General features: G+C 57.6%; 25 protein-coding genes and 1 tRNA gene. 20 read left to right on the top strand and 6 right to left on the bottom strand.

Annotated elements, in window-relative coordinates:
• The first annotated feature begins 116 nt into the window (after positions 1-116).
• The 5 genes from AC790_RS07155 (at position 117) to AC790_RS07135 (ending at position 5,153) form a co-directional block, all read left to right on the top strand.
• Positions 117-1,418, top strand: coding sequence for an anaerobic C4-dicarboxylate transporter (locus AC790_RS07155; RefSeq protein WP_049851341.1), 1,302 nt, complete (start codon positions 117-119; stop codon positions 1,416-1,418).
• A gap of 83 nt (positions 1,419-1,501) precedes the next feature.
• On the top strand, positions 1,502-3,199 hold the full coding sequence (locus tag AC790_RS07150) for a protein-disulfide reductase DsbD (RefSeq protein ID WP_049851340.1): 1,698 nt from the start codon (positions 1,502-1,504) through the stop codon (positions 3,197-3,199).
• A gap of 66 nt (positions 3,200-3,265) precedes the next feature.
• The gene (locus AC790_RS07145) at positions 3,266-3,844 is read left to right on the top strand and encodes a transcriptional regulator (protein ID WP_007886581.1); all 579 of its coding nucleotides are present in this window, start codon (positions 3,266-3,268) and stop codon (positions 3,842-3,844) included.
• Between the two features lie 108 nt (positions 3,845-3,952).
• A tRNA-Phe gene (locus AC790_RS07140) sits at positions 3,953-4,028 on the top strand.
• Positions 4,029-4,457: 429 nt separating this feature from the next.
• Positions 4,458-5,153 carry an RraA family protein gene (locus AC790_RS07135; RefSeq protein WP_049851339.1) on the top strand — a complete coding sequence of 232 codons (696 nt, stop codon included), beginning with the start codon at positions 4,458-4,460 and terminating at the stop codon, positions 5,151-5,153.
• Between the two features lie 50 nt (positions 5,154-5,203).
• Here AC790_RS07135 and AC790_RS07130 read toward each other — a convergent pair whose 3' ends face one another.
• The gene (locus tag AC790_RS07130; protein WP_049851338.1) at positions 5,204-6,124 is read right to left on the bottom strand and encodes a DMT family transporter; all 921 of its coding nucleotides are present in this window, start codon (positions 6,122-6,124) and stop codon (positions 5,204-5,206) included.
• Positions 6,125-6,393: 269 nt separating this feature from the next.
• Here AC790_RS07130 and AC790_RS07125 point away from each other — a divergent pair, with 269 nt between their 5' ends.
• From AC790_RS07125 to AC790_RS07110, 4 genes are read left to right on the top strand one after another with little or no spacing between them, the layout of a single operon-like run.
• Positions 6,394-7,233, top strand: a complete 840-nt coding sequence (locus tag AC790_RS07125) for a transporter substrate-binding domain-containing protein (RefSeq protein WP_049851337.1) — start codon at positions 6,394-6,396, stop codon at positions 7,231-7,233.
• Positions 7,234-7,235: 2 nt separating this feature from the next.
• Positions 7,236-7,946 carry a 5-oxoprolinase subunit PxpB gene (gene pxpB / locus AC790_RS07120; protein ID WP_007886502.1) on the top strand — a complete coding sequence of 237 codons (711 nt, stop codon included), beginning with the start codon at positions 7,236-7,238 and terminating at the stop codon, positions 7,944-7,946.
• A complete protein-coding gene (locus AC790_RS07115; protein ID WP_049851336.1) occupies positions 7,943-8,929 on the top strand; it encodes a biotin-dependent carboxyltransferase family protein in 987 nt (328 codons plus the stop codon). Before pxpB ends, AC790_RS07115 begins: the two co-directional genes overlap by 4 nt.
• A 20-nt stretch (positions 8,930-8,949) precedes the next feature.
• Positions 8,950-9,720, top strand: coding sequence for a 5-oxoprolinase subunit PxpA (locus AC790_RS07110; protein WP_049851335.1), 771 nt, complete (start codon positions 8,950-8,952; stop codon positions 9,718-9,720).
• Positions 9,721-10,113: 393 nt separating this feature from the next.
• Here AC790_RS07110 and AC790_RS07105 read toward each other — a convergent pair whose 3' ends face one another.
• Complete coding sequence (locus tag AC790_RS07105; protein WP_049851334.1) at positions 10,114-11,316, bottom strand: pyridoxal phosphate-dependent aminotransferase; 1,203 nt, start codon at positions 11,314-11,316, stop codon at positions 10,114-10,116.
• A gap of 486 nt (positions 11,317-11,802) precedes the next feature.
• On the opposite strand from AC790_RS07105, the gene nac reads away from it, so the two are divergent.
• The 6 genes from nac (at position 11,803) to AC790_RS07075 (ending at position 16,449) form a co-directional block, all read left to right on the top strand.
• On the top strand, positions 11,803-12,726 hold the full coding sequence (nac, locus tag AC790_RS07100) for a nitrogen assimilation transcriptional regulator NAC (RefSeq protein ID WP_049851333.1): 924 nt from the start codon (positions 11,803-11,805) through the stop codon (positions 12,724-12,726).
• 109 nt (positions 12,727-12,835) lie between these two features.
• Complete coding sequence (locus tag AC790_RS07095; RefSeq protein ID WP_049851332.1) at positions 12,836-13,267, top strand: biotin/lipoyl-containing protein; 432 nt, start codon at positions 12,836-12,838, stop codon at positions 13,265-13,267.
• Between the two features lie 203 nt (positions 13,268-13,470).
• Positions 13,471-14,223, top strand: coding sequence for an SDR family oxidoreductase (locus AC790_RS07090; RefSeq protein WP_049851331.1), 753 nt, complete (start codon positions 13,471-13,473; stop codon positions 14,221-14,223).
• 22 nt (positions 14,224-14,245) lie between these two features.
• Entirely contained in the window at positions 14,246-14,941 is a 696-nt protein-coding gene (locus AC790_RS07085) for an amino acid ABC transporter permease (protein WP_007888428.1), read from the top strand.
• A gap of 5 nt (positions 14,942-14,946) precedes the next feature.
• Positions 14,947-15,702: an amino acid ABC transporter permease gene (locus AC790_RS07080; RefSeq protein ID WP_007888430.1), complete on the top strand. Its 756-nt coding sequence runs from the start codon at positions 14,947-14,949 to the stop codon at positions 15,700-15,702.
• A 9-nt stretch (positions 15,703-15,711) separates the two neighbouring features.
• Positions 15,712-16,449 (top strand): amino acid ABC transporter ATP-binding protein, encoded by a 738-nt coding sequence (locus AC790_RS07075; protein ID WP_007888432.1) that lies wholly within the window; start codon positions 15,712-15,714, stop codon positions 16,447-16,449.
• Between the two features lie 47 nt (positions 16,450-16,496).
• Here the strand turns inward: AC790_RS07075 and AC790_RS07070 are convergent, their stop codons facing one another.
• From AC790_RS07070 to AC790_RS07060, 3 genes are all read right to left on the bottom strand, one after another.
• Positions 16,497-17,666, bottom strand: coding sequence for a Gfo/Idh/MocA family protein (locus AC790_RS07070; protein ID WP_049851330.1), 1,170 nt, complete (start codon positions 17,664-17,666; stop codon positions 16,497-16,499).
• A gap of 10 nt (positions 17,667-17,676) precedes the next feature.
• Positions 17,677-18,600 carry a TIM barrel protein gene (locus tag AC790_RS07065; RefSeq protein ID WP_049851329.1) on the bottom strand — a complete coding sequence of 308 codons (924 nt, stop codon included), beginning with the start codon at positions 18,598-18,600 and terminating at the stop codon, positions 17,677-17,679.
• A 147-nt stretch (positions 18,601-18,747) separates the two neighbouring features.
• Positions 18,748-19,776 carry a LacI family DNA-binding transcriptional regulator gene (locus AC790_RS07060; protein ID WP_049851328.1) on the bottom strand — a complete coding sequence of 343 codons (1,029 nt, stop codon included), beginning with the start codon at positions 19,774-19,776 and terminating at the stop codon, positions 18,748-18,750.
• A gap of 322 nt (positions 19,777-20,098) precedes the next feature.
• On the opposite strand from AC790_RS07060, the gene AC790_RS07055 reads away from it, so the two are divergent.
• The 5 genes from AC790_RS07055 to AC790_RS07035 all read left to right on the top strand — a co-directional run bounded on the left by AC790_RS07055 (position 20,099) and on the right by AC790_RS07035 (position 24,497).
• Complete coding sequence (locus AC790_RS07055; RefSeq protein ID WP_049851327.1) at positions 20,099-21,136, top strand: Gfo/Idh/MocA family protein; 1,038 nt, start codon at positions 20,099-20,101, stop codon at positions 21,134-21,136.
• Positions 21,137-21,152: 16 nt separating this feature from the next.
• Complete coding sequence (locus tag AC790_RS07050) at positions 21,153-22,034, top strand: sugar phosphate isomerase/epimerase family protein (RefSeq protein WP_007888450.1); 882 nt, start codon at positions 21,153-21,155, stop codon at positions 22,032-22,034.
• Positions 22,035-22,205: 171 nt separating this feature from the next.
• Positions 22,206-23,225 (top strand): LacI family DNA-binding transcriptional regulator, encoded by a 1,020-nt coding sequence (locus tag AC790_RS07045; RefSeq protein WP_049851326.1) that lies wholly within the window; start codon positions 22,206-22,208, stop codon positions 23,223-23,225.
• Between the two features lie 100 nt (positions 23,226-23,325).
• Positions 23,326-24,207, top strand: a complete 882-nt coding sequence (gene yghU / locus AC790_RS07040) for a glutathione-dependent disulfide-bond oxidoreductase (RefSeq protein WP_049851325.1) — start codon at positions 23,326-23,328, stop codon at positions 24,205-24,207.
• Positions 24,207-24,497: a DUF1330 domain-containing protein gene (locus tag AC790_RS07035; protein ID WP_049851324.1), complete on the top strand. Its 291-nt coding sequence runs from the start codon at positions 24,207-24,209 to the stop codon at positions 24,495-24,497. The genes yghU and AC790_RS07035 overlap by 1 nt, the downstream gene beginning before the upstream one ends.
• A gap of 99 nt (positions 24,498-24,596) precedes the next feature.
• Here the strand turns inward: AC790_RS07035 and AC790_RS07030 are convergent, their stop codons facing one another.
• A complete protein-coding gene (locus tag AC790_RS07030) occupies positions 24,597-26,048 on the bottom strand; it encodes a methyl-accepting chemotaxis protein (RefSeq protein WP_049851323.1) in 1,452 nt (483 codons plus the stop codon).
• Between the last annotated feature and the right edge of the window lie 109 nt (positions 26,049-26,157).

The raw sequence follows: 26,157 nt of genomic DNA, 5'->3' as shown, positions 1-26,157 counted from the left end.
CCGCTCCGGATCAAGTTGCCAAAAGCACGCCCCGATACAATGCGGCGTGCTTTTTTCATTTTGGCGGCTACAACTTTAAGAGTCGGGATTTTTCCACGGCTCAGGGAGTGGAACGAATGGTAGTAGTGGAGTTGGTTATTGTCCTGCTGGCGATCTGGCTCGGTGCACGTCTTGGCGGCATCGGCATTGGTTTCGCGGGCGGCTTAGGTGTGCTGGCGCTGACGCTGTTTTGCGGTTTAAAGCCCGGTGCCATTCCTTTCGATGTGATCGAAATTATCATGGCGGTGATTGCCGCGATTGCCGCGATGCAGATCGCCGGCGGTCTTGATTATCTGGTGGGATTAGCAGAGCGCCTGCTGCGCCGCCATCCCCGCTACGTCACCTTCCTCGCACCGCTGGTCACTTACGTCATGACGCTGCTGGCCGGTACCGGTCACACCGCATTCTCTACCTTGCCGGTGATTGCCGAAGTGGCGAAAGAGCAAGGCGTGCGCCCTTCGCGCCCGCTGTCGATAGCAGTTGTCGCCTCGCAGATCGCCATCACCGCTTCGCCGCTCTCGGCAGCGGTGGTGTTCTTCGCCTCGATTCTCGAGCCGCACGGGGTGAGTTATCTGGCGCTGCTCGGCGTGGCGCTGCCCTCCACCATGGCGGCGATCTTCTGTGCTGCCATCATCACCAGTTTCCTCGGCAAGGAGTTAAAGGATGATGAGGTTTACCTGGCGCGTTTAGCTAAAGGCGAAGTGAAATTGCGCGGCGAGCAGGTGTATGACATCAAACCGGGCGCGAAACGCGCGGTGCTGCTGTTCCTGATCGGTATCGCCGCCGTGGTGCTCTACGCCACCGCCATCAGCGACAGCGTGGGCCTCATCAGCAATCCGGTGCTGCCGCGCAACGAAGCCATCGTGGTGTTTATGCTAACCGTTGCCACGCTGATTTGCCTGACCTGCAAAGTTGATACTGGTGAGATTCTCAGCGCCAGTACCTTCAAATCAGGCATGAGCGCCTGTATCTGCGTGATGGGCGTAGCCTGGCTGGGTGATACCTTCGTCAAAGCGCACCTGGCCGATATTCAAAACCTGGCCGGTGACATGCTGCAAGGTTATCCATGGATGCTAGCGCTGGTGCTGTTCTTCGCCGCCACGCTGCTCTATTCGCAGGCCGCTACCACCAAAGCGCTAATGCCCGCCGCGCTGCTGCTCGGTGTATCGCCGCTGGCGGCGGTGGCATCTTTTGCCGCCGTTTCCGCGCTGTTCGTGCTGCCAACCTATCCAACGCTGCTGGCTGCGGTGGAAATGGATGATACCGGCTCAACCCGTATCGGTAAGTTTGTGTTTAACCACTCCTTTATTATCCCCGGCGTGTTGGCGATTGCCTTCTCGGTGGCGTTTGGTTTCCTGTTTGGTAGCCTGATTTTGTAGCGTCGTTACATCCTGAAAACCTCGTGGCGAGGCGGCCGTGCTATCATCGCGGCCTATTCGCCACCGGAGCTAATTCATTCGTTATGGCTGCTCGACTTTTACGCCTTGCCGGCTTTTGCCTGGCACTGACCTTTTGCCTTTCGGCACAAGCCTCACTTTTCTCTCCCAATAACAACAGCCGCTTTGTACCGGTTGATCAGGCATTTGGCTTCGATTTCAGCCAGCAGGGAAATCAGCTGACGCTGAGCTGGAAAGTGAAAGATGGCTACTATCTCTATCGCCAGCAAATTCACGTCACGCCGCAAAAAGCGCAGATTGCTCCGCTGAGCTTGCCGCCGGGCCAGCCGCATGAAGATGAGTTTTACGGGAAAAGTGAAATCTATCCGCAGGATCTGCAGCTGCCGGTCACCCTGCGCCAGGCCGATGCCGGCGCGACCGTCACCGTGACGTATCAGGGCTGCGCCGCCGCCGGATTCTGCTATCCGCCCGAAACCCGCAGTGTGCCGCTCAGCGCGGTGGCCGCCAATCAGGATGCGCCCGCTGCCCGCGCGCAGCCAACCCATCAAAGTACGCCGCTGCCGTTTTCTCCGCTGTGGGCACTGCTGATTGGTATCGGCGTGGCCTTCACGCCGTGCGTACTGCCGATGTATCCGCTGATCTCCAGCATCATTTTGGGTGGCCCGCGCCGCTATTCGATGGGCCGTCTGTTCGCGCTGGCAATGGTCTACGTACAGGGGATGGCGCTGACTTACACCGTGCTCGGCATGGTCGTCGCGGCAGCAGGATTACGCTTTCAGGCGGCGCTGCAGCATCCTTACGTGCTGATTGGCCTATCGGCGCTGTTCATCGTGCTAGCGCTGTCGATGTTTGGCTTGTTCTCGCTGCAGTTGCCCTCTGGCCTGCAAACCCGCCTCACCTTGTGGAGCAATCGTCAGCAAGGCGGATCGCTGCCGGGCGTCTTTATGATGGGCGCGCTGGCTGGGCTGATTTGTTCCCCCTGCACCACCGCACCGCTCAGCGCCATTCTGCTGTATATCGCACAGAGCGGAAATCTATGGGCCGGTGCCGGCACGTTGTGGCTGTATGCCTTCGGGATGGGCCTGCCGCTGATTGCCGTGACGATGTTTGGTAATAAGCTGCTGCCGAAAAGCGGGCCGTGGATGCAAACGGTCAAAGAGGGCTTTGGCTTTGTGATTCTGGCGCTGCCGGTGTTCCTGCTGGAGCGGGTGATTGGCGACGTTTGGGGCTTGCGTCTGTGGAGTCTGCTCGGCGTGGCGTTTTTTGCCTGGGCATTCAGCCTCAGCCTGCGGGCGACCGGCAAATGGCGCGTGCTGCAAATCATCATGCTGGCCGCCGCGCTGGTGAGTGCTCGCCCCTTACAGGATTGGGCATTTGGCAGCAGCAGTGTGCAAACCGTGGCGCATTTGCCGTTCCAGACCATTGCCAGCAGCGCTCAGCTTGAGAGCGCGCTGCAGCAGGCGCAAGGCCGTATCACCATGGTCGATTTGTATGCCGACTGGTGCGTCGCCTGCAAGGAGTTCGAAAAATATACCTTCAGTGACGATGGCGTGCGCAGCGCGTTGAGCCAGGTGCAGCTGCTACAAGCCAACGTTACCGCCAACAACGCGCAGGATAACGCGCTGTTGCAGCATCTACAGGTTTTAGGCTTGCCGACCATTCTGTTCTTCGATGCGCAAGGCAAAGAGATTCCCGATTCGCGTGTCACCGGCTTCCTCAACGCCGCCGATTTCCGCGCGCATTTGCACAATGTGTCGCGTTAAACGACACTGTCTGCAGGACACTGCCCGTTTGTCCGCGAGCGGGCCCGCATTCCAGAGGAGAGTCACTTGCAACGTGAACAAATACTCGAGCATGCGCTGAATGTGCTCGAACAGAGCGGCCTGGCCGCCACCACGTCTTTAACGCAGCTGGCGGGTGAAAGCGGTCTGGAAGCAGAGCAGTTAACGCGCTTCTGGCCCGATCGTGATGCCCTGCTGTACGATGCGCTGCGCTATCATGGCCAGCAAATCGATAGCTGGCGCCGCCAGGTGCAGCTTAATGAACATCTCAGCGCCGAACAAAAGCTGCTGGCACGCTACCAGGTATTAAGTGAATACGTTAGCAAAAGCCGCTTTCCCGGCTGCCTGTTTATCGCCGCGTGCAGCTTCTATCCCCAGCCCGATCACCCTGTGCATCAGTTAGCTGAACAGCAAAAACGCAGCTCATGGCAGTTTACTCACGAAATTCTGGTCGATTTAGCGCTGGATAATCCCACCATGGTGGCCGATCAGATGGAGCTGATTCTGGAAGGTTGTCTGAGCAAGCTGCTGGTGAAACGCAATGTACAGGATGTGGAAACGGCGCGCCGCTTAGCGGAAGATGTGCTCGGCATTGCGCTGTGTCGTCAGAACGGCGCACTGGCGTAGCCTTTTTATCCATCTTGTCTGAAAAGCAAGCAATCAATCACGATTGCTACGCTTTTTTGACGAAAGCCGTTGACGACTGAGAGCCATTAAGGTTTAATGCGCCCCGTTGCCCGGATAGCTCAGTCGGTAGAGCAGGGGATTGAAAATCCCCGTGTCCGTGGTTCGATTCCGCGTCCGGGCACCAACATTTAGAAAACCCAGCTTATGGCTGGGTTTTTGCTTTTCTGCGTTTGTAAATCCCAACGCATTTTTTCCTCCCCTCAATACATTTTCATGATCCTGCACTAATCGATGCCAATATCATTCCCGCCAGCTAATACTTTAAATTTATCTCCCCATAATAAAATCCAATAAAATTAATTATCAGCGAGTTAAATAACGGCACAATATTATTTCGTGATCCTGTTTCCGTTAGCCGTAACATCCGATACGTAACACCGATGCAATCGCGTAAGCTTTAAACACAGATGATTATTAAAGAGTTTACTTGAGTGCATGCTTAATAAGCTGACGCATTAAACAGTCATAAAATAAAACAATTATTTCCACCCATTTAATTAACGATTAAACATCACTATCCGATTATCAAAACATCCCTTACAGGAAAATAACGATGAGCGCAGGAAACCGAATCTATTTACGTCGTCCGGCCGATGCCGAACCGCTGCTGGAAGCCTTCCGCTGTTTGCCGGCTGCGGTGGTAGCCGATTGCATGAGCCGCTTGCCCGCGTTGTCGTCGGAGATCAGCCTGAAAACCGCGCCGCGCCAGCCGATAATGTGCGGCCTGGCCGTTACGGTCAAAGCCCGCTCTGGCGACAACCTGATGCTACATAAAGCGTTAGACATGGCGGGCCGTAACGATGTGATCATCCTGTCGAACGAAGGCGATCGCAGTCAGTCTTTGATGGGCGAAGTGATGGCGACTTACGCCAAACAGCGCGGTATGGAAGGCATTGTGCTGGATGGGCCGGTACGTGATATCGACGGTTTGTCGCGCATGGACTTCCCCCTGTACGCCGCCGGTCACACGCCGGGCGGCCCATTTAAGGATGGTCCGGGTGAAATCAATGTGCCGATTGCCTGCGGCAAAATCCACGTCTCACCGGGCGATATCGTGTTGGGCGATGCGGATGGCGTGATTGTCATTCCACGCCAGGATGCGGCGCATATTCTCGAAGCGGCACAGGCCTATTTGATTGTTGATGAACGCAACTTCGAGCTGGCAAAAACCGGCTCGCTGGAGCGCAGCTGGCTGGATGAGACGCTGCGCAGCAAGCAGGTTGAAATCATTGATGATGTGTTTCGTTAACGCAATGCCCATGTTTCACCGTTGTAGGGTGCGCATTCCTGCGCACATTGCTAAGGCGTACTGCTCACCATCGCCATTTTACGCTGTCGATTCTCACGCCACACCGCGAAAATGCCGGCCAGCGCCACAACTGATGCCCCCAGTAAGGTGGTGCTGCCCGGCAAGCTATGCAGAAACAGATACCCAATCAGCATCGACCACACCAGCGTGGTGTAATCGAACGGCGCCAGCAGCGAGGCATCGGCGTAACGCAGGCTTAGCGTCACTAAAATCTGCGCCAGGCCGCCAAACAAGCCGCAGCCCACCAGCAGTAACAGCTGCAACGCGTTGGGTTTTATCCAGCCAAACAGCGCCGTTGCCAGGCCGATAAGGGTGGTCATCAGCGAGAAATAGAACACAATCGCGCCCGGCTTCTCGATGCCGTTAAGAAAGCGGATTTGCACGTTCGAGGTCGCCGAACAGAGCGCCGCAATCAACGCAAACGCCACGCCGAGGCTGGTCGTCGCGTTGTTGGCCTGGCTGGAAAATAGCGCGCCGCTGGCGCTCAGACTGGAGGAAAGCATAATCAAAATGCCGGATAACCCCACCACCACCGCTACCCAGCGCGACATCCGCACCCGCTCTTTAAGCAGCATCGCCGCCAAAATGACGGTAAATAGCGGTGCCGCGTAGCTTAGCGCCGTCGCATCGGCCAGCGAGATGTACACCAGCGCCAGATAGTTAAAATACATGCCGCCGGTGCCGGAAAAACCACGAATGAAGTGGCCAAACAGGTTGCGCGTTTTAAGGTTTTCCAGCACGTTGCCCTGCACTTTTAGCCATATCAACAGCGGAAACAGGGCGATAAAACTGCGGAAAAAAATCACTTCGCCGGTGGGAATCGCACCGTTCAGCCCCTTCACGCACGCCAGCATCAACGTGGCGCATAGCGCGGCCAAAATCTTCAGTAACACGCCTAATCGGGCATTCATGCGGTTTCTATTCTCTCTACCACTTGCAATCGGCGGGACTGCCGAGAGGACATGCGTGCAGCCTGGCGAGAAAAGTGTGCGCTGGATAACACTTTTTCGCTCTGCCCGAATAGAAAGAACTTATGCCCCGCTGGTCATATTTTTTCGCTATTGCACAACAGGGTTTCCCTCTTTTTAGTCTGAAAACAAAGCCGATATAGTCCAGAAAAGCGAGAACGCTGGCGCTCCGACCCGGTGACGCCGTGGTATTCATCATTGAGGACGTTCACATGACCATGAAAAGACCTACCACCATCGGGCTGGCACTGCTGCCGCTACTGGCTATTTCGGCTGCGCATGCAGACATGATGGCGAACATCAAATCCAGCGGCGAGCTGAAGTGTGCGGTCTATTCGGACGTCCCGCCCTTCTCCTCTCCGGACCCAAAAACACGCCAGCTGGCGGGGATGGATATCGATCTGTGTAACGCGCTGGCGAAGCAGATGAACGTCAAGCTGACGCTGGTGCCGACTTCGGTTGAAGCGCGCATTGCGGTGATCGCCACCGGGCGCGCCGACGTGCTGATCGCCAACCTTGCCTACACCAAAACTCGCGGCAACCAGATTCAGTTCAGCGATCCCTATTACGTCGCCAAAGAGATGCTGCTGGTGAAAGCACCGCTGGCCGATAAGCCGCTGAGCTACTTCCAGGGGAAACGCATCAGCGCCACTAAAGGCACCACTTCTGAGCAGTCGATCCACATCAAAGGCGGCAAAGCGGTGACTTTCCAGGATTCAGCCTCCGCGTTTCTCGCGCTGCAGCAGAACAAGTCAGTGGGCTTCGTCACCAACACCATGACCGGCATCAAAACCATCTCGCAGGCGAAAAAAGACGGCATCAATCTGGCGATGATTAAAGAGCCCATGGCGCTGGAGCCGATTGGTGTCGGCATGAAGCGTGACGAGCCGGCACTGCTGGCCAGCGTCAACAGCAGCCTGAAGGCGATGGATGATGATGGCACTATCGACAAAATCTGGGACACCTGGATTGGACCAAATACCGAATACAAAATGGTGCGCGAAGAGCGCGTGCAGCCGCTCTCCAGTCTGAAATTTGAACCGCTGGAATAACCATGCCCGTGACGTCGCACTCTGCTCTCCTGCCCGCCAGCGCCCCCGCGCTGGCTTGCTCCTCTGATATCAAACTCTCCACCATTGGTGCACGTGCGTGGCTGGTGGAAGCGCCGGGCGGTTTCGATCTCCCGGCACAGCGCCGCATCTGGTCGCTGGCGCGCCTGCTGCATGCCGACGAAGCGATTGAAGCGCTGATTCCCGGTGTCACCAACCTGCTGGTGCTGTTCCGCCATATTCCAGCCGATGAAACCGCCGTGCGCATGCAGTTGCACGCCGCCTGGGATCAGGCGCAGGCGATCAGCCCGCAGGGCAAACTGATTGAAATTCCCGTGCATTACGGCGGCGAACACGCCACCGATCTCGAAGCCGTGTGTCGTCATACCGGTCTGAGCCCGCGTGAGGTGGTGCGTCTGCATCATCAAAGCGAATACACGGTGTTTGCCTTAGGCAGCGCGCCGGGCTTCGGCTATCTGCATGGTTTAGATCCGCAGCTAGCGACGCCGCGTAAGAAAGTGCCGTCGCTCAGCATGCTGAAAGGCACCGTCACCATCGGCGGCGCGCAGGCGGGCGTCTCGGCGCTGACCGGTCCAAACGGCTGGAATGCTATTGGCTTTGCCGAACTGGCGGTGTTTGACCCGCTGGCGGAATCCCCTGCGCTGATGGCGCCGGGCGATCGCATCCGTTTTCTGCCGCAGAGGATTGAGCTGTGATTGAGATCGAACAGAGCGGTGCGCTGAATACGGTACAGGATTTAGGACGTTTCAACTTCCGCCACATGGGCGTATCGGTGAGCGGCGCGATGGATGCGCTGGCGCTGCGTGCTGGTAATTTGCTGCTGGGCAACGATGAAAACGCGGCGGCACTTGAAGTGCAGCTGTTCCCGTTTCGCATGCGTTTTTTGCAGGACAGCAGCATCGCGGTGACCGGCGCCGATTGTCGCGCCACGCTGGATGGCACGCCGCTGCCGCCATGGTGGGGCTGCGGCGTACGCGCCGGGCAAGTGCTGGAGCTGCGTTACCCGCGCAGCGGCGCGCGTGGCTACGTGTGTGTCGCCGGCGGGATTGATGTGCCGCTGGTGCTCGGCTCGCGCAGTACCGCGCTGCGCGGTGGTTTCGGTGGTGTTGATGGACGCCCGCTCCAGCGTGGCGATCGGCTGGCGCTGGGCGAAAGCCGCGTGCCGCCGCTGCCGGTAAGCGGCATCGGTATTGAACCGCCGGACAGCGCCTTGCAGAGCTGGTTTCCGCGTAACAGCGCCGGTGAAATACAGCTGCGCGCCATACCGTCGGGCGAATATCCGCTGTTTGCCGCCGATGCCGCACGTTTCTGGCAGCAGTCGTGGCAAGTCTCCAATCAAAGCAATCGCACCGGCTATCGACTGGCGGGCGTTCCCATTTTCCCATCCGAAAGCGTTGAGATGCGATCCTACGGTTTGATCCCCGGCATTGTGCAGGTGCCGCCGGGTGGCGAACCGATTATCCAGCTCAGCGATGCCAACACCGCCGGCGGATATCCGAAGATCGCCGGGGTGATCGAGCAGGATCTGTGGCGACTTGGGCAGGTGCTGCCGGGTCAGTCGATCCAGCTGATCCAGAGCGATGCGCGCGAAGCCATCGCCATCGAACAGGAAGTTGCGCGCTGGCTGAATCGGCTGCGCCTCAGCTGCCAGCCACTGCGTAAAGCCCTTACCGTTTAATCCGTAACAGGAACCCAGCCATGAAGATTGATGTGAATTCCGATATGGGCGAAGGCTTCGGCGTTTATCAGCTGTGCGATGACGCCGCCCTAATGAAAGTGGTGTCGTCGGCCAATATCGCCTGCGGTTTCCACGCGGGCGATCCGGCGATCATGACCAACATGGTGCGGCTGGCGAAAGAGCATGGCGTGGGCATTGGTGCGCATCCCGGCTTGCCCGATCGCCAGGGTTTTGGCCGTCGCGAGCTGCCGTTTAGCGCCGAAGAGATTTGCCAGCAGGTGGCGTATCAACTCGGTGCGCTGATGGCGATTGCCGTTGCAGAAGGTACGCAGGTGTCGCACTTCAGCTTCCACGCCGCGATGGGCAACATCGTCAATCGCGATGCCGCGCTGGCAAAACAGGTGATGGAATTAGTGGCGCGCATCAATAGCGATCTGATCATCTTCGCCCAGCCCGATACGCTCATCGAAGCCGCCGCGCAGGCTGCAGGCCTGAAAACGCTCACGCTGTTTCTGGCCGACCGCGCCTATGACGCGCAAGGTCGCCTGGTGCCGCGCGGCATCGCCGGTTCGGTGATCAAAGAAGAGAACGCACTGCGCGCCCGCGTGCGTCAGTTTTTGCAGCACGGCACGGTCACGACGATTGAAGGCGAGGAGATCAGGGTGCGCGCGCGTTCGATTCTGGTTCACAGCGACACGCCCGGTTCACTGGCGCTCGCCAATATTGTACGCAGCGAAATCGAAGCCAGCGGCCATCAGGTCGCCCCGGCCGCGCAAGTGTTAGCGCAATAACCCTGGTCGCCATAAATGGCGCCCCTACAAAACAGACCGCGGATATGAAGCAAGAGAACGCATTGCTGTCACAGCGCGGGTGTTGAGGCGACATCCCAACCCGCTGAGCGAGTGAGGGATTCCAGGGCGAGCCGCAGGGATGCGGCGAGAGGCGGCGCTGAGCAGGAGCGAATCGCCGCCGGTCCGTCAGGAATCGTGAAGGAGCGAAGGCACCGCGTAGCGGCGGGATGGGCTGGCGCAAGGCCGGGGAGTGCAGAGGGCGCGGCCAGGCGTCCTCTGCTCGGTCGCCGCACGACATAGCTGAAACTGCCTCAGCCGATGGCGAACGAAATTCGCTCCATACGAACGAAATTCGCTCCGTGCAAACGAAAGTCGCTCCGTGCGAACGAGATCTCAGCGACAGCCGTCGCAAAACGCCGCAATGCGATCGCATCCAGTCTCTAACCGCTCCATGCTCGTCGCATACGACAACCGAATAAACGGACTCATCCCGTACGCCGCTCCCTGCACCGTCACCACGTACTGCTCCTCAATCAACGCCAGTACAAAATCAGCATCATTGGCGATCAACCGACCACCCGCGCTGGTTTTGCCAATATAGCCGGCGATATTCACAAACAGATAAAATGCGCCCTGGGGTTTGTGGCAGCGCAGGCCATCAATTGAGGTCAGGCGCTCCAGCACGTAATCGCGGCGTTCGCGGTAGATGCGCGCCCGCTCCTGCAACAGCTCCTGTGGACCTTCCAGCACCGCCACCGCGGCCGCCTGCGTTAAGGTACAGACGCCGCCGCTGTTCTGGGTATTAACGTTGCTCATCGCGTTAATCAACGGCGCCGGGCCGCCGCAGAAGCCCAGGCGCCAGCCGGTCATCGAATAGGCTTTCGACACGCCGTTCACCGTCAGTACGCGATCAAACAGGCGCGGCTCAACCTGCGCCAGCGTGTAGAAGCGTACCTCGTCATAAATCAGGTGCTCATAGATATCGTCGGTCATGATCCACACCTGCGGATGGCGCAGCAGCACCTCGCCCAGCGCTTGCAACTCCGCTTTGGTCGCCACCGAACCGGTTGGGTTGCTCGGATAGTTGAGCAGCAGCCATTTGGTCTTGTCGGTGATGGCGGCATCGAGATCGGCAGGCAGCGGTTTAAAGCCGTTCTCCTGCGCACACGGCAGCGCCACCGGAATCCCACCGGCGAATTTGACGATATCGGCATAGCTGATCCACGACGGCGTGGGGATCACCACTTCGTCGCCCGGATTGATGGTCGCCATAATGGCGTTAAAGATGATCTGCTTGGCGCCACCCGCGGTGAGGATCTGGCTGACGTCATAATCCAGCTGATTGTCGCGTTTGAATTTCAGCTGGATCGCCTTGCGCAGCGCAGGCGTGCCGTCGGTGGGCGGATAACGCGTATCACCGCCGCGCGCGGCAGCGTAGGCGGCTTCAATCGCATGCGGCGGCGTGGGGAAATCGGGCTCGCCAGTGGAGAGCGCCACCACATCAATCCCCTGCGCCGCGAGATCGCGCGCCTTTTGGGTCATGGCAACGGAGGCTGAAACGGTGACATTATTTAATCGATCGGCTATCTCGGGCATGGGTTAATCCTGGCTCTGTGTCAGCATGAACGGCTCGCAGCAAGCTGCAAACACCACGTTTACCAGAGAATAGGTTTTTGCCCGAAGCGGCGGTTAATAGTGCTTTGTTGTGGTGATATAACACAAAGCGATGACTGAACCGACCGCACACTTTCGTCATAAAGGTGGCGAGGGTGATGTGGAAATGCGCGGCAGGTCACGCGCCACCGCCTGACGCGATGTTAATAGAGTGTTACTTTTAGTGCCGGATGACACCGCGCACCGGCACTTTACTCACTCCCATCATCGCCAAATCTAATGAGTGACACGCACCATACCAGTGCAAAGGTGGCGATCTAGCACGTGCCGTCACGGCAACACATCAACTCAGCACCAGCCTTAGGAGGCACTGTGGCTCTACCCTCCTGTCTGAGTTCAATAGCGAAAGCTTATTTTGGCATCAACTTTGCTTAGTAACAGACATGCGTTCTGTTGGAGGAAGTGTCCATGAATCTTCGTCGCCTTAAGTACTTTGTTAAAATTGTTGATGTCGGCAGCCTGACCCAGGCGGCCGATATTTTGCATATTGCCCAGCCTGCGCTGAGCCAACAGCTGGCCACGCTGGAAGGGGAAGTGAATCAGCAACTGCTCATTCGTACCAAGCGCGGCGTGACGCCGACCGAAGCCGGTAAAACGCTTTATTCCCACGCGCAGGCGATTTTGCGCCAGTGCGAGCAGGCACAAAGCGCCATTGAGCTGGTGGGCGCCTCGCTGAGCGGCAGCGTTTCGGTCGGCTTAGCGCCGGGCACCGCCGCGCAAAACCTCGCGTTACCGCTGATGATGGAAGTGCAGCAGCAGCACCCTGGCATCGTGCTCTACTTCAATGAGAACTTTGGCACCACGCTGAGCGAGCTGATCATGAATGGCCGCATGGATATGGCGGTGATTTACGATCATCGCACCATTCATGGCCTGCGTTTTATGCCGCTGATGAAAGAGGATCTCTACTTCGTCTGCCCGTTCAGCCTCGCGCAGCCGGTGAAAGAGATCCCGCTGGCGCAGGTGGCGCAGTACGATCTGTTCCTGCCGCGCGTCTATAACATCATGCGCAAAGTGCTCGACGATGCCTTCGTGCATAACAATCTGCAGTACCGCGTGAAATGCGAAATCGAATCACAAACCACGCTGAATGCCGCACTGAGCGCCGGTCTCGGCACCACCATCATGCCGGAGTCTGCGGCGCGCGCGATGCTGAAAAGCGGCGATGCGTGGATGGCGAAGATCGTCGATCCGGATGTGCAGGTATCGCTGTCGTTCTGCATGTCCGATCACCTGCCGCTGTCCCAACCGGCTGAAGCGGTGAAATCGATTCTGCTGTCGCTGATGTCACGCCGCAATGTTGAGAACCATCCGCTAACGCTGGTGGGATAAGACCCGCTTATTACCGCAAAGCGAAACCCTCTTACTGCCCGTCTTACGAACGCGCTAGATTACGATTTTGCCCGCTTCGGCGGGCGTGCTTCGCTTTGACGGGAATGTTATGGAAAAAACCGCAATACCGCTGCCGACGCTGCGTGCCCTGGCGCGCAAGATGCAAAGTGCGGGGCTGAGCAGCCTGGCGCTGGATGGCAAGCACTGGTCGGTACGGTTAACTTTTGCCGTCACGCCATCCACGCCACCGCCCGTATCCGCGAGGGTTCCCGCCCCGGAAATCCCCCCCATAACACAACGTATCGGCGCACCGATGCCCGGCACGCTGCTGCGCCGCCATCCGCATAGTCAGCAGGATTTTGTTGCGCCTGGCCAACACGTGCAGGCTGGCGACGTGGTGGCGCTGGTGCAGGTGGGCCCGCTGTATGTGCCGGTGCGCAGTTCCGCCAGCGGCACGGTGCAGGCGCTCACGCCGCAGCATCTTTCGCCAGTGGAGTACGACGAGGAGATTCTGACATTTGCGCCGCATCGGTCGCCATAAATGGCGACCCTACGACGTTGGGAGCGCATTCATGCGTAAGGGTGTTCCCGGGGGCGTAATGGGTTTGTAGGGTGCGCATTCATGCGCACGTGGGCCAGCAGCACAGCGTTATAAGGGGCGCTTATCGCCTCAAAATTTTTATGTCTTATGCCCTTGCGGCATAACTGCATACAGTCAAAAGACGCAACAAAGAGGAGAGGCACATGCCATTTTCAGATTACAAAACCGCACTGGTGACCGGTGCATCGGCGGGAATGGGCGAAGCGATTGTGGAGCGCTTGTGCCAGCAAGGTATCACCGTGCATGCGGTCGCGCGGCGTAAAGAGCAGCTGGCGGCACTCGCCGATCGTACCGGCTGCATTCCACACGCGGTGGATGTCAGCGACGTCAACGCGCTGACCGCGCTGTGCAAAGACCTCGAAATCGACATCCTGGTCAACAACGCTGGCGTGTCGCATCCCGGTTCAATCCTTGAAGCCGACGAGAACGTGGTTGAAACCCAGGTCGACGTCAATTTGCGCGCGGTGCTGCATTTGTGCCGTCTGCTGGTGCCGGGCATGGTGGCGCGCGATCGTGGCCACGTCTTCAACATCACCTCGATTGCTGCCATCTACAACTTCAACGGTAACTCGGTCTATCACGCTACCAAAGCCGGGGTGCACGCCCTTTCGCGCCAGCTGCGCGTAGATTGCTATGGCGCACGCGTGCGCATCACCGAAATCTGCCCGGGCCGCGTCGCCACCGATATTTTCGGCAACGTCTCGGGTGATCATGAAGAGGCGCGTCGCCGCTTTATTGATGGCTTCGAGCTGCCGCAGGCGAAAGATATCGCCGACTGCGTCGCCTTCGCGCTCGCCGCACCGCTGGCGGTGAATATCGGCAACATCGAAATCACCCCAACGCTGCAGGTGCCGGGCGGCCTTTCCACCATGCGACCGGGCGACCACAGCGCGTAGCATGCGATCATGAGGTAACAGTATGGCTCTCGATTTCAGCAGTGTGATAACCGGCCATTACGGCCAGATGATCGTTGACGGAACGGTGATCACCCTTGAACTGGCGTTGGGTGCCTGGCTGCTGGCGATGGTGCTGGCATTGCTGCTGGTGGTGATCCGCCTGACAGAAAATCGACTGGCCGTCGGGCTGGTTAAAGCCTATGTCTCCTATCACCGCAACGTGCCGACGCTGATCCAGTTGATGATGTGGTATTTCGCTATTCCTACCCTGCTGCCGGAAGCGCTGCAGATGTGGATCAACAACTACAACGCCGAATTCCTGTTCTCCCTTACCGCGCTGGGCCTGTGTCAGGCGGCGTACTTCTCGGAAGATATCCGCAGCGGCCTGCGCGCCATTCCTGACGGGCAAAATGAGGCGGCGCGTGCGCTGGGGATGAGCTATGTGCGCGCCATGCATGCGGTGATTCTGCCGCAGGGTATCCGCAATGCGCTGCCAGCGATGATCAACCACACGGTGCTGCTGTTTAAAAACACCAGCCTGGCGATGGTGATTGGCGTGGCGGATCTCACCTACGTCACCCGCGATATTGAGAACCAGACGTTCCGCACTTTCGAATCTTACATCGTGGCGACCCTGGGCTATCTGTTCTTCTCCCTGCTGCTGATGGGCCTGGGCGCGCTGCTGGCCCGCCGCTTCCAGCGCGTCTATGCGAGGTAATGGCGATGTTTGAGATTTTCACCATTTTGCATGACAACGGCATGCTGCTGTTAATGGGCCAATACCCGAATGGGCCGATTGGCGGCGTGCTCTGTACGCTGCTGATCTCAGTGCTGGCCGTGCTGCTGGCGTTTCCGATCGGTGTGCTGCTGGGCCTGGCGCGTCTATCGCCATGGCGCTGGCTGAGCTGGCCCGCCACCGGCTGGGTTTACCTGCTGCGCGGTATTCCGCTGATGATGGTGGTGTTCTGGACCTACTTCTGCGTACCGCTACTGATTGGCCACAACATCAGCGGATTCGCCACCATGCTGTGTACGTTGGTGATCTATGAGAGCGCCTATATCGCCGAGATCGTGCGCGGCGGCATCCAGTCGCTGCCGCACGGGCAATATGAAGCGTCACGCGCGCTGGGCATGAGCCATCTGAAAACCCTGCGTCTGGTGATTCTGCCGCAGGCGCTGTTCAACACGCTGCCCAGCCTGGTCAGCCAGCTGGTGTCGATCATCAAAGACAGCACGCTGGGCTATGTGATTAACGTGCCGGAGCTGACGTTTGCCGCCAATCAGGTGAGCAATCAGCTGCTGACCAAACCGTTCCAGGTGTTCGCCATTGTGGCGCTGAGCTACTACCTCATCTGCTTTAGCCTCACCTGGCTTGCCAATAAACTCGAAGCGCACATAGCGCAGAAACGTCGCCAACCGCCGCAGCTTGCCACCAGCGTGGCGCCGGCGGTAATGCTGACTAAAACCTCTTCGCAATAAGGAAGCACCATGGGACCGATGATCATGTTTAATCAGGTCAACAAATGGTACGGCGCGTACCAGGCGCTGACCAACCTGAGCGCCGAGATTAATAGCGGCGAAGTGGTGGTGGTATGCGGCCCTTCCGGCTCGGGCAAATCGACGCTGATCCGTACCGTTAACCGCCTGGAGCCGATCGATGATGGCCAGATCGTGTTTGATGGCATCGATATTCACGGCAGCAGCACGCGCCTTAACCAACTGCGCACGCGCATTGGCTTTGTGTTTCAAAGTTTTAACCTGTTCCCGCATGTCTCGGTGGCCGAGAACATTATGATGTCGCCGATGAAAGTGCTGGGCGTGAAGCGTTCGGAGGCACGTCGCCAGGCGGGTGAATTGCTGGAGCGTGTAGGGTTATCGCATAAAGCCGATGCCTATCCGGCGCAGCTTTCCGGCGGTCAGCAGCAGCGCGTGGCGATTGCCCGTGCGCTGGCGATGAAACCGCCGGTGATGCTGTTTGATGAACCCACCTCGGCGCTCGATCCGGAAATGGTGGGCGAAGTGCTGTCGGTAATGCGCAGTCTGGCGCAGGAAGGGATGACGATGATGTGCGTCACCCACGAGATGAACTTTGCGCGTGAAGTGGCGGATACCATCTGGTTTATGGATCAGGGACAGATTCTGGAGAAATCCAAGCCGGAACAGTTCTTCACCCAGCCGCAGCACCCGCGCGCGCAGCGGTTTTTGAGTGATTTGCGGTCGCATTGAGTTGCTGGTCGGCATGAATGCCGACCAGGTCCATCACCGCACTGGATTCAACAATCCACCCATACCGCGCCCGCGTCGGCGGATTTCACGCACTGCTCCACCCAACGTACGCCCATCAAGCCAGCATGCGCACCGGGATACCAGAACGCCTGCAGGAAGGCTGCATCGCCGCGATCGGTGGCATCCATCGCCAGCGCGAAGCGGCGATAGAGATTCGACCAGGCTTCAAACAGCCCTTCCGGATGGCCGCCGCCAATACGGTCGTCAGCCAGCGCGCTCTGATGCAGATAACCCATGCCGCGCTCGAGAATCTGCACCGGCTCGCCCTGCACTTCATAGCGCAGCTGATTCGGCTGCTCGTCCCACCACTCAAGACTGGCTTTCTCACCAATTACGCGCACTTTCTGACCGTGCATCGAACCGCAGTTCACCGCAGAAGCCCACATGGTACCGACCGCGCCGTTGTCGTACTCCATCATCACGAAGGCGTTATCTTCCAGCGGCGCGCGGGTTTTAACAAAGCTCTGGCGGCTGCACAGCAGGCGTTTTACCTGCAGATGCGGCACCATGGTTTCGGCAATAAACAGCGGATGCGTCGCTAAATCACCCAGCACGTAGCTGGGGCCGACAAAACGCGGATCCACGCGCCATTTGGTGCTTTCGTTCTGCAGCTCAACCGCTTCATTATGGAAACCGTGGGCGAACTGCATATTGATGATGCGAATCTCGCCCAGCAAGCCTGCGGCGATCATCTCGCGCGCCTGATGAATCAGCTGATGCCCGGCATAACCGTAGGTCACACCGATAATTTTCTTCTTCTCGCTGCACAGCTGTTCCAGCTCATCGGCTTCGGCGGCGGTGAAGCACAGCGGCTTCTCGCACACCACGTGCAACCCCGCATTCAGCGCCGCACGGCAGATGGTGAAGTGGGTGTTGTTAGGCGTAGCAATCGACACCGCTTCGATGCCGTCCGCACGTGCCGCTTCCGCAGCAAACATGGTTTCGTAATCTGCATAGCAGCGCTCGGCATCGATACCCAGCGAAGTACCAAACGCGCGGCCGCGTTCAGCGTTGATATCGAAGGCGCCCGCCAGCAGCGTAAAGTTGTTATCACGCGTCGCCGCCGAACGGTGGATGTAGCCAATCTGGCTGGTACCACCGCCGCCGACCATGCCCCAGCGCAGGGAGCGATTCAGCGCTTTAATGCCGTTAATCATGGTGATCTCCTCAGAATCCGACGGATTGCAAATAGTGCAGGCTGGCGGTGACGTCACGCAGGCTGGTCTCCGCATCTCGCGGATCGCGCTCCTGTTCAACGGTGATCCAGCCCTGATAATTGCGCTCCGCGAGGAAGGCGCGCACCGCCGGATAATCAATCGCCCCTTTACCAATCGGGCACATGACGCCTTCCGCGCAGGCGGCAAAGAAATCCACACCGCGGGCAATCACGTCGCGCCATACCGCGTCGTTGACGTCTTTGAAGTGCAGGTAATCGATGCGATGCCAATAGCGGCTGAGGTAGAGAATCGGATCCATGCCGGAGTAGTACAAATGGCCGGTATCGAGGCACAAACCGGCCACCTCATGCGGAATGTCCTCCACCAGCTGCTGCAGCTCGTCGGCAAACTCAATGCAACCCCCGGCATGCGGATGGATCACCGCACGCACGCCATATTCATTCCAGGCAATCTGGCTCAGGGTGGTGATGTGCTGCATCATGCGCTGCCAGTCGGCGTCTGACAGGCGCGGCGCCTTGTCAGATTGACCGGCATATTTGGCGCGCTCTGGATTGCCGAAGTCGATAATCACCAGATAGGGCGCCGGTTTGTTATCGGCGTGGGTTTTGGTTGCGGTGGGGACTTGCGACAGATTGCGGCAAATATTGTGCGTCAGTTCAACCATCGCCGGGAAGTTGGCTTCACTCACCAAATCATCAAAAATCGTGCCTGCCACCAGCGACAGATCGTGCGCTTCCAGCTGCTGGCGCAGCTCGGCAGCATCCACCGGCAGATAGCTCCACGGGCCGAGCTCAATGCTTTTATAACCGGCCTGCGACGCTTCACTCAGCACCTTCTGCCATGGCGGCAGGAAAGGATTTTTCGGGTCATCCACGCCCCAGCTACAGGGCGCGTTAGCAATATGGATAGTCATGATCGTTCCTTGCGGTAATGGATGGCGCAAGTATCAAATAAATATTTCATCATCAACAACCATGAAACATTCATTTTTTGATAGCGATCATACTATTTCGCATCATTAAAATGATAGAAAATATATCAAATTCAGCAATGGCGCGGTTTACAGGTTTTCACGCGTGACGATATCGAACGGCAGGATGACCTGCGTAAAATGCTCGCCGGGTTCAGCATGATGCTGCAACACCGTTTGCGCCAAACGCATCGCCATCTCATCAATGCGATTGCGGATCATCACCGTAATGGTGCCGTCAATCAGCGCCAACTCGCCCTCCTTCACCGGACCATGGCAAATCAACGCCACCTTGCGCTGTGGCTGCTGGCGCAGCGCGTGAATCACCCCCTCAATACCGCCGCACGGCGCGAAAATCAGCGCCAAATCAGCATGTTCATCCAGCAGTTGACGCGTCGCACGGTAGCCGCCATCAATCGACTCATTGGTCTTCAACGGCTCCAGCACCCGCCGTGCGCTGTCCTGTTCGCGCAGATACGAACGGAAGCTGATCTCATTACTCTCCTGGCAGATAAAGCGATGGTCGCCCACCAGCACCCCCGCCGAACCCGGCTGATGCAGCAGATGCGTGGCGATCCAGGCGGCAGTGCGCCCGGCTTTCTGGTTATCCAGACCGAAATAACCGGCGTGACCGCAGGGTGAGAAGTTGGAAAATAGCGCATACACCCGCACGCCCCTGCGCGACACGCTTGCAATCGCGTGGCGAATGAGCGGGTGATCCAGCGCCACCAAACCGATGGCATCTACCTGCTCAGCGAGCGCATACAGCGAGGCTACCACCGCCTCAACATCATCAATATCGTGCCAGGTGAACAGCGGTTCGCTGCCCAGCGGATGGAAGGGTTGCGTGTGCTGGCGTAGCGCATCGGTGAGGGAGTGATAGAACGAGTAGGATTTTGATAGCAGGATAAAGCCCATGCGCACCGTGACGCTGGCTGCCGGCAAGGTGCTATTCAGCAGCGGCGCATGGCCAATGCGATATCCCAGACGATTAGCCGCTTCTAGCACCTTCTGCTCGGTGGCAGCACGCACCGGCGCACGACGATTGATCACACGATCAACGGTGGCCACGCCCACGCCTGCGGCGGCGGCAATGGCGTTCATGGTGATTTTGCTCATGGGTTATTTTCCACACTTAAATGATAATAAATTATCAAAAATAATGCCCTAACCTGCCTTAAATCGCCAATAGCTCTGCGCTCAAATCATCATCAAATTAGAATGAGTGATAGATAATCTCTCACTATTTTGATCGCCCTCGCAAAAATGAAACTTATCATTTCATTTTCATACCATTCAGAATAAATATTTGATATTTATTTTCCCGATAACGGCGGTTTTGGCTGATGGTTTTGCATCAGGAAAAGAGTAGAGACCACGGTTTGCTGTTTCTACAGTTAACGCGATCTGCCTTACACAAAGGTCGAAAAACGGAGATACCATGTTCCCTACCACGTTACCGGCACCGCGTCGTCACCCTGCTAATCAAATTCCTGCGCTACGCTGGGGCATTGTCGGGCCCGGCTGGATCGCCGACCACTTCGCCAACGCGCTGCGTCACCATACACAACAACAGCTGGTTGCGGTGTCATCACGTAGCCTCGATAAAGCACAAGCCTTTGCCAGTAAATGGGACATTCCCCATGCGGTAGCAGGCATTGATGCGCTGTTAAGCCGTAATGATATTGATGTGGTGTATATCGCCACCCCGCACAATCACCACTTCACCGATGGCCTGCGCACCTTGCAGGCTGGCAAGCATGTGCTGATTGAAAAACCGCTGGCGCTCAATGCGCAGCAAGCCTTGCAGCTGCAACAGGCGGCACAGCAGCAGCAGCGTTTGTGCGTTGAAGCGATGTGGTGCGATTTTGCGCCGAAATATGATGTGATTCGCCAGCTATTGGCCGATGGCGCGCTGGGCGAGGTGCATACGCTGCTTGCCGATCATGGTGAGTATTTCACGGAAGATCATCGCATTTTTAACGCGGATCTGGCGGGCGGTACGATGTTGGACCTGGGCAGTTATCTGCTCAGTTTCAGCGTTTTGGTAGGCGGTGCACCGGCAAGCATCAGCGCCATTGGGCAACCGGCGCCCGGCGGCGTCAATGGGCAAACCTCAATGCTATTAACTCACGCCAATGGCATGCATTCGGTGCTGAACACCACGCTGTTCAGCAACACGCCCGGCACGGCGGTGATCGCCGGTCGCGATGCCACGCTTTATCTCGACGGCCAGTTTTATGCGCCGGGTAATTTCCGTCTGACCTCCAGCGACGGCCGCCACACGCTGCGCTGGGAAGAACCGAATAATCGCTATATTCAGCTCAGTTATGAAATTGAACATACCGCCTGGTGCATTCATCAGGGCCTGCTCGACTCACCCGTACGTCCGCTTGCCACTTCGCTGGCGACGCTGCACGCCATGGATGAAGTCAGGAAGCAGATCGGCGTGGTCTTTAACGAAGAGCGCACCGCTTAACGCTCAGGAGAAAACAATGAAAATCGCTTTTGATGTGGATGTAATCCGCGATCTCGGCATCACGCGCATGGTGCATCAGGTGGCTGAATGGGGCTACAAGTACATCGAGCAGTCGCCGCATCCGCAAATCAACCCGTTCTATAAACACCCGAAAGCCAGCCGTGAAATCATGCGCGAGTACAAAAACGCGCTGAACGCTACCGGGCTGGAGATCTCCTCTTTCATTACGGTGTATCGCTGGTCAGGCCCGGATGAGCTGCGTCGTCAGGCGGCGGTGAAAAACTGGAAACGCATGATCGAGATAGCCGTCGAAATGGGCGTGCAGGTGATCAACACCGAGCTGTCGGGCAATCCCAACGAACCGGAAATTTGTGAAGAGATGTTCTATCGCTCGATGGAAGAGCTGCTGCCGATCATCGAACGTGAAGGCATTCGCGTCGAGATTCAGGCCCATCCGTGGGATTTCTGCGAGCAAAGTAACGAAACCGCAGACATTGTGAAGTCATTCCGCAGCGAAAACGTGAAGTATATCTACAGCGCACCGCACACCTTCTATTACGACAAAGGCGTCGGCGATGTGAAGAACATGCTGCATTACGCCGGTGACGATCTGTCACATATGCTGATCGCCGATACCATGAACCACACCAAGCACTGTCGTTACATCGTTAACCCGCCGGGCGTGGATGCCACTATCCACCAGCACGTGGCGGTCGGTGAAGGCGAAGTCAATTTCGATGCGCTGTTTGAAGCGCTGCGCGAGATGAATTTTGCTAACCGCACGTTTAAAGTCGGCGGCGAGTCAATTATCTCGGCGGCGCTGTTCGGCTACCCGGAGAAGATGAAGTATCAAGCGGTTGAAACGCGCGAGCTGATTGAGCGCGAGCTGTTAGGGTAAATACGCGCTGATGCCCTCACCCTAACCCTCTCCCATAGGGAGAGGGAACTGGAAAGTGCGGCGTGATTGCTCTCTCACACAGGGGGAGAGCTCAAAGCGAGCTTGATCGGTCCCTTCTTCCGCTGGCGGGAGAAGGTTAGGATGAGGGCCCGCCCTAATGGAACCTACACCATGAAAGCAGTGACGCTGGCCGAGCTGGCAAAACAAGTGGGCGTCGGTGTCGCCACCGTTGACCGGGTATTAAACGATCGCGGCGGCGTGTCGCCCGCCATGAGCAAAAAAATTCTGCAGGCAGCGCGTGATGCCGGTTTAAAACGCATTCTGCCTGAAGAGCATCGCCATCCGTGGCAGATTGAAGTACTGCTCAGCGGCAACGCCTCCTTCTTCTTTCAGCAATTAGCACAAGACTTCGCCAAACTTGCAGACGAACTCGGCTATCGCCGCTTGCGCCTGCACCGCACGCTAATCCCGGAAAATGCGCCAGAAAAGTTGGCGGCACATATCACTGCCAGCAGTAAAAAGCGTGATGCGCTGATCGTTTTCGCCCACGAAAATCCGCTGATTTACGCTGCGCTGGCCGACTGTAAAGCGCGCGGCGTACCGGTCATCACGCTGGTCGCCGATCTCCCGGATGCCGCGCGGCTCTGCCACGTAGGCATCGATCAATACAAAGCCGGACGCACCGCCGGTTTAATGTTGGGCAGCATGCTGTCGCAGCCGGGTGAAGTGGTGCTGATGAGCGGGCGCGCCGATTATGCTGCGCACCGCCTGCGCATTGAAGGTTTCCAGGCGGTGCTGGCCGAACGCTTTCCGCAGCTGCGTCTGCGCGAAATTCTCGCCGGTCAGGACGAGCGCGCGCGAATCAGTCGTCTGCTGGAAAAAACGCTGGCCGCCTCGCCGCCGATTGTGGGGCTCTACAATACCGGCATCGGCAACACCCAGATTTACGAAGCCCTGGCGCGCCATCGGCTCGACGGTAAAGTGGTGTACGTCACGCACGAGTTGTATAGCACTACGCGCCAACTGTTACAGGATCGCGTGCTCACCTTAACGATCGATCAAAACACCCTACGCCATGCTCAGCTGGCCTTGACGCTGCTGTTACGCCATCTGGAAGAGGGCGACATCCCCGACATCTACCAGCCCGGCAAAGTCGACTTTATGCTCTTTACGCAAGAGAACTTTACATAATCAGACTTTGTATCCTACCGCCAGCGCGGTTAAATCGCCTGTATCACGCGCTGCTACACTCAGTAGCAGCAAAAAACCAAACACAACAAGGCGAACCACTATGTCGGAACATCAGTATCAGCCCGCGAAAGTCTGGACCTGGGACCCGGAAGCCAAAGGTAACGGCGCAAAAACTAACCGTCCAACCGCCGGACCGACGCATGAGAAAACGCTGCCGGTCGGCAAACATCCGCTGCAGCTCTATTCGCTCGGCACGCCAAACGGCCAGAAAATTACTATCCTGCTGGAAGAGTTGCTTGCCGTTGGGGCCAAAGACGCCGAGTACGATGCCTGGCTGATTCGTATCGGCGATGGCGATCAATTCTCCAGCGGTTTTGTTGATGTGAACCCAAACTCAAAAATTCCGGCGCTGAGCGATCACTCGGTTACCCCACCGCAGCGCGTATTTGAATCCGGCAACATCCTGCTGTATCTGGCAGAGAAGTTCGGCCACTTCCTGCCGACCTCACTGGCAGGCCGCACCGAAACCCTGAACTGGCTGTTCTGGCTGCAAGGTTCTGCGCCCTACCTCGGCGGCGGCTTTGGTCACTTCTATCATTACGCGCCAGAGAAGATCGAATACGCCATCAACCGCTTTACGCTGGAAGCCAAACGTCAGTTCGACGTGCTGGATCGTCAGCTGGCCAACCATCGCTTCCTCGCCGGTGATGAATACACCATCGCCGATATCGCCACCTGGCCGTGGTACGGCAACCTGGTGCTGAATAACCAATATGGCGGCAGCGAGTTCCTCGATGTGCAGTCATACAAACACGTGGTGCGCTGGGCGAAAGAGATTGCTGAGCGTCCGGCGGTAATCCGTGGCCGTAAGGTGAATCGTGCATTTGGTGCTGAACCGCAGGATCAGCTGCTGGAACGTCATGATGCATCAGATTTTGATAACAACACTGAAGACAAACGTCAGGCGCGAGGCGAGAAATAATGGCGGCATATGTGGTGTTTATTAAGGACGAAACCTTAGACAAGGACGAACTGGCAACCTACGCCGAAAAAGCGGGCCAGGCGCGCGGCGACCATCCGATCACCCCGCTGGCGTTTTACGGCGAGCTGGAAACGCTGGAAGGTCCGTCAGCTGAAGGCGTCGTGGTGCTGGAGTTCCCGGATGTTGAAGCGGCAAAAGGCTGGTATTTCAGCCCGGCGTATCAGGAAGCTAAAGCGCATCGTCTGAAAGGTGCGAAGTACCGCGTGCTGCTGGTTAAAGGCGTGGAATAAAACGCAAATACCGTAGCGGCGCAATTCATTGCGCATGGTTTTGGCGCGCCAGAATGCGCAATGAATTGCGCCGCTACGATACGCAGAAAATATGGGTATTTACCTCAACCTGAACAACGAAATCGCCTGCTTTAGCGCATTCGCCTGCTGCTGCTGCTGTTGCGCCACCTGCAGCGTTTCGGCCACGTGCTGCACGTTGCGATGAACGCTGTGATCAATACTGTTGATGCTCTGCTGAATCTGTTCAATGCTCAGGTTCTGCTGCTCACTCATCTCCGACAACTCTGTTACCAGCTGCGATAAGCCACTGATGCTACTATGAATCTCGCGCATGGTTTGCGCCGCATGTTCTACCTGCACGGTGCCGTGCTCGGTGCTGGTCGAGCTGGCATCCATCAGCTGACGAATCTCACGCGCAGCGCTCTCACTGCGCATCGCCAGGTTACGCACTTCACTGGCGACCACGGCAAAACCGCGTCCCTGATTACCGGCACGCGCGGCCTCCACCGAGGCATTCAGCGACAGAATGTTGGTCTGAAAAGCAATGCCGTCAATCAGCTCCAGAATGATTTTTACCCTTCTCGACTCCTCACTGATTTTCTCCATCGAGTGAATCGCCGACTGAATATTCTCTTCGCCGCGCGTGGCCACCGTGCGGGTTTCACTCGCCAACTGGCGCGCGCTCAGCGCTTTATCGCGGGTCAGGCTGGCGGCGATGCTGATTTCAGTCATTGCACTCGCCGCCACTTCCAGCGCCTGCGCCTGCTCATCGGTGCGCGTTGAGAGCGCGGCGTTACGTTCAAGAATACTGTCAGACTCCGCCAGCAGCAGTCCCACGCCCTCGCTGACCTGATGCAAAGTGCCGTGCATGGTGCCAAGCGTGGTACTAAAGGTGCGGGCGAACGGCGTTGCACTCTGCTGCATATCGGCGTTCAGCGTCAGATAACCCGCCTGTTGATTGATCTGAGCCGCCAACTCCGCCACTTCGCTGGCCGAACGCGCATCGGCGGCCATCTGGCGCGCAATCACCAGTAACATGGCGGTTTGCGCCACCACAAACAGTGCGTGGAACAGCACCATATCCCAGCCAGGATGGTGGAAAACAATCACGCCGAACAGATCATTCTCCTGCAGATAATTGAACAGCACGTGATGGGTGGCCGCTGCCGCCGCGCCCATTAATAACGGCCGCATATCGCGCCACGCCAGCAGCGCCGACATCAGCACAAACACAGAGAAGTGGTATTCGGTTTCGCCGCCACCCAGCTGAATCAACAAACCTGCCCAGCCAATGAGCAGCGCGGATAACACCAGGCGTGAGGTCAGCGTACCGCGTAGCGCGGTGCCGAAAAAGGTCGCCAGCAGCGCCAGCACTAAGCCGGCAATCAGCGCCACCCTTGTGCTGTCATTGAGCCAGCCAACGCCAAGTGCAATCGGCCACAGTGCCCAACTGAGGATCACCGCCAGGCTATCGGCCCGCTGGGCAATACGTTTGAGAGAGACCATCTCCACCGGCACGGCGTCCGGGCCTGACAAGGGCGTTGCGATCATGACAGTTTTCCATACCAGAAGGTGATCGTAGAGCCCCAAAATCGTGGGGCAAAGCGCACGGACTCAGTGGGAAAATTATCGGCGTGGAGAGAGGAAAGTTTAGTTGCGG

This window comes from Pantoea sp. RIT-PI-b (genome assembly GCF_001187905.1).
Taxonomy (GTDB): domain Bacteria; phylum Pseudomonadota; class Gammaproteobacteria; order Enterobacterales; family Enterobacteriaceae; genus Pantoea; species Pantoea nemavictus.
The sequence above is the reverse complement of the archived record's forward strand: the minus strand, read 5'-3'. Positions and strand labels throughout refer to the sequence as shown.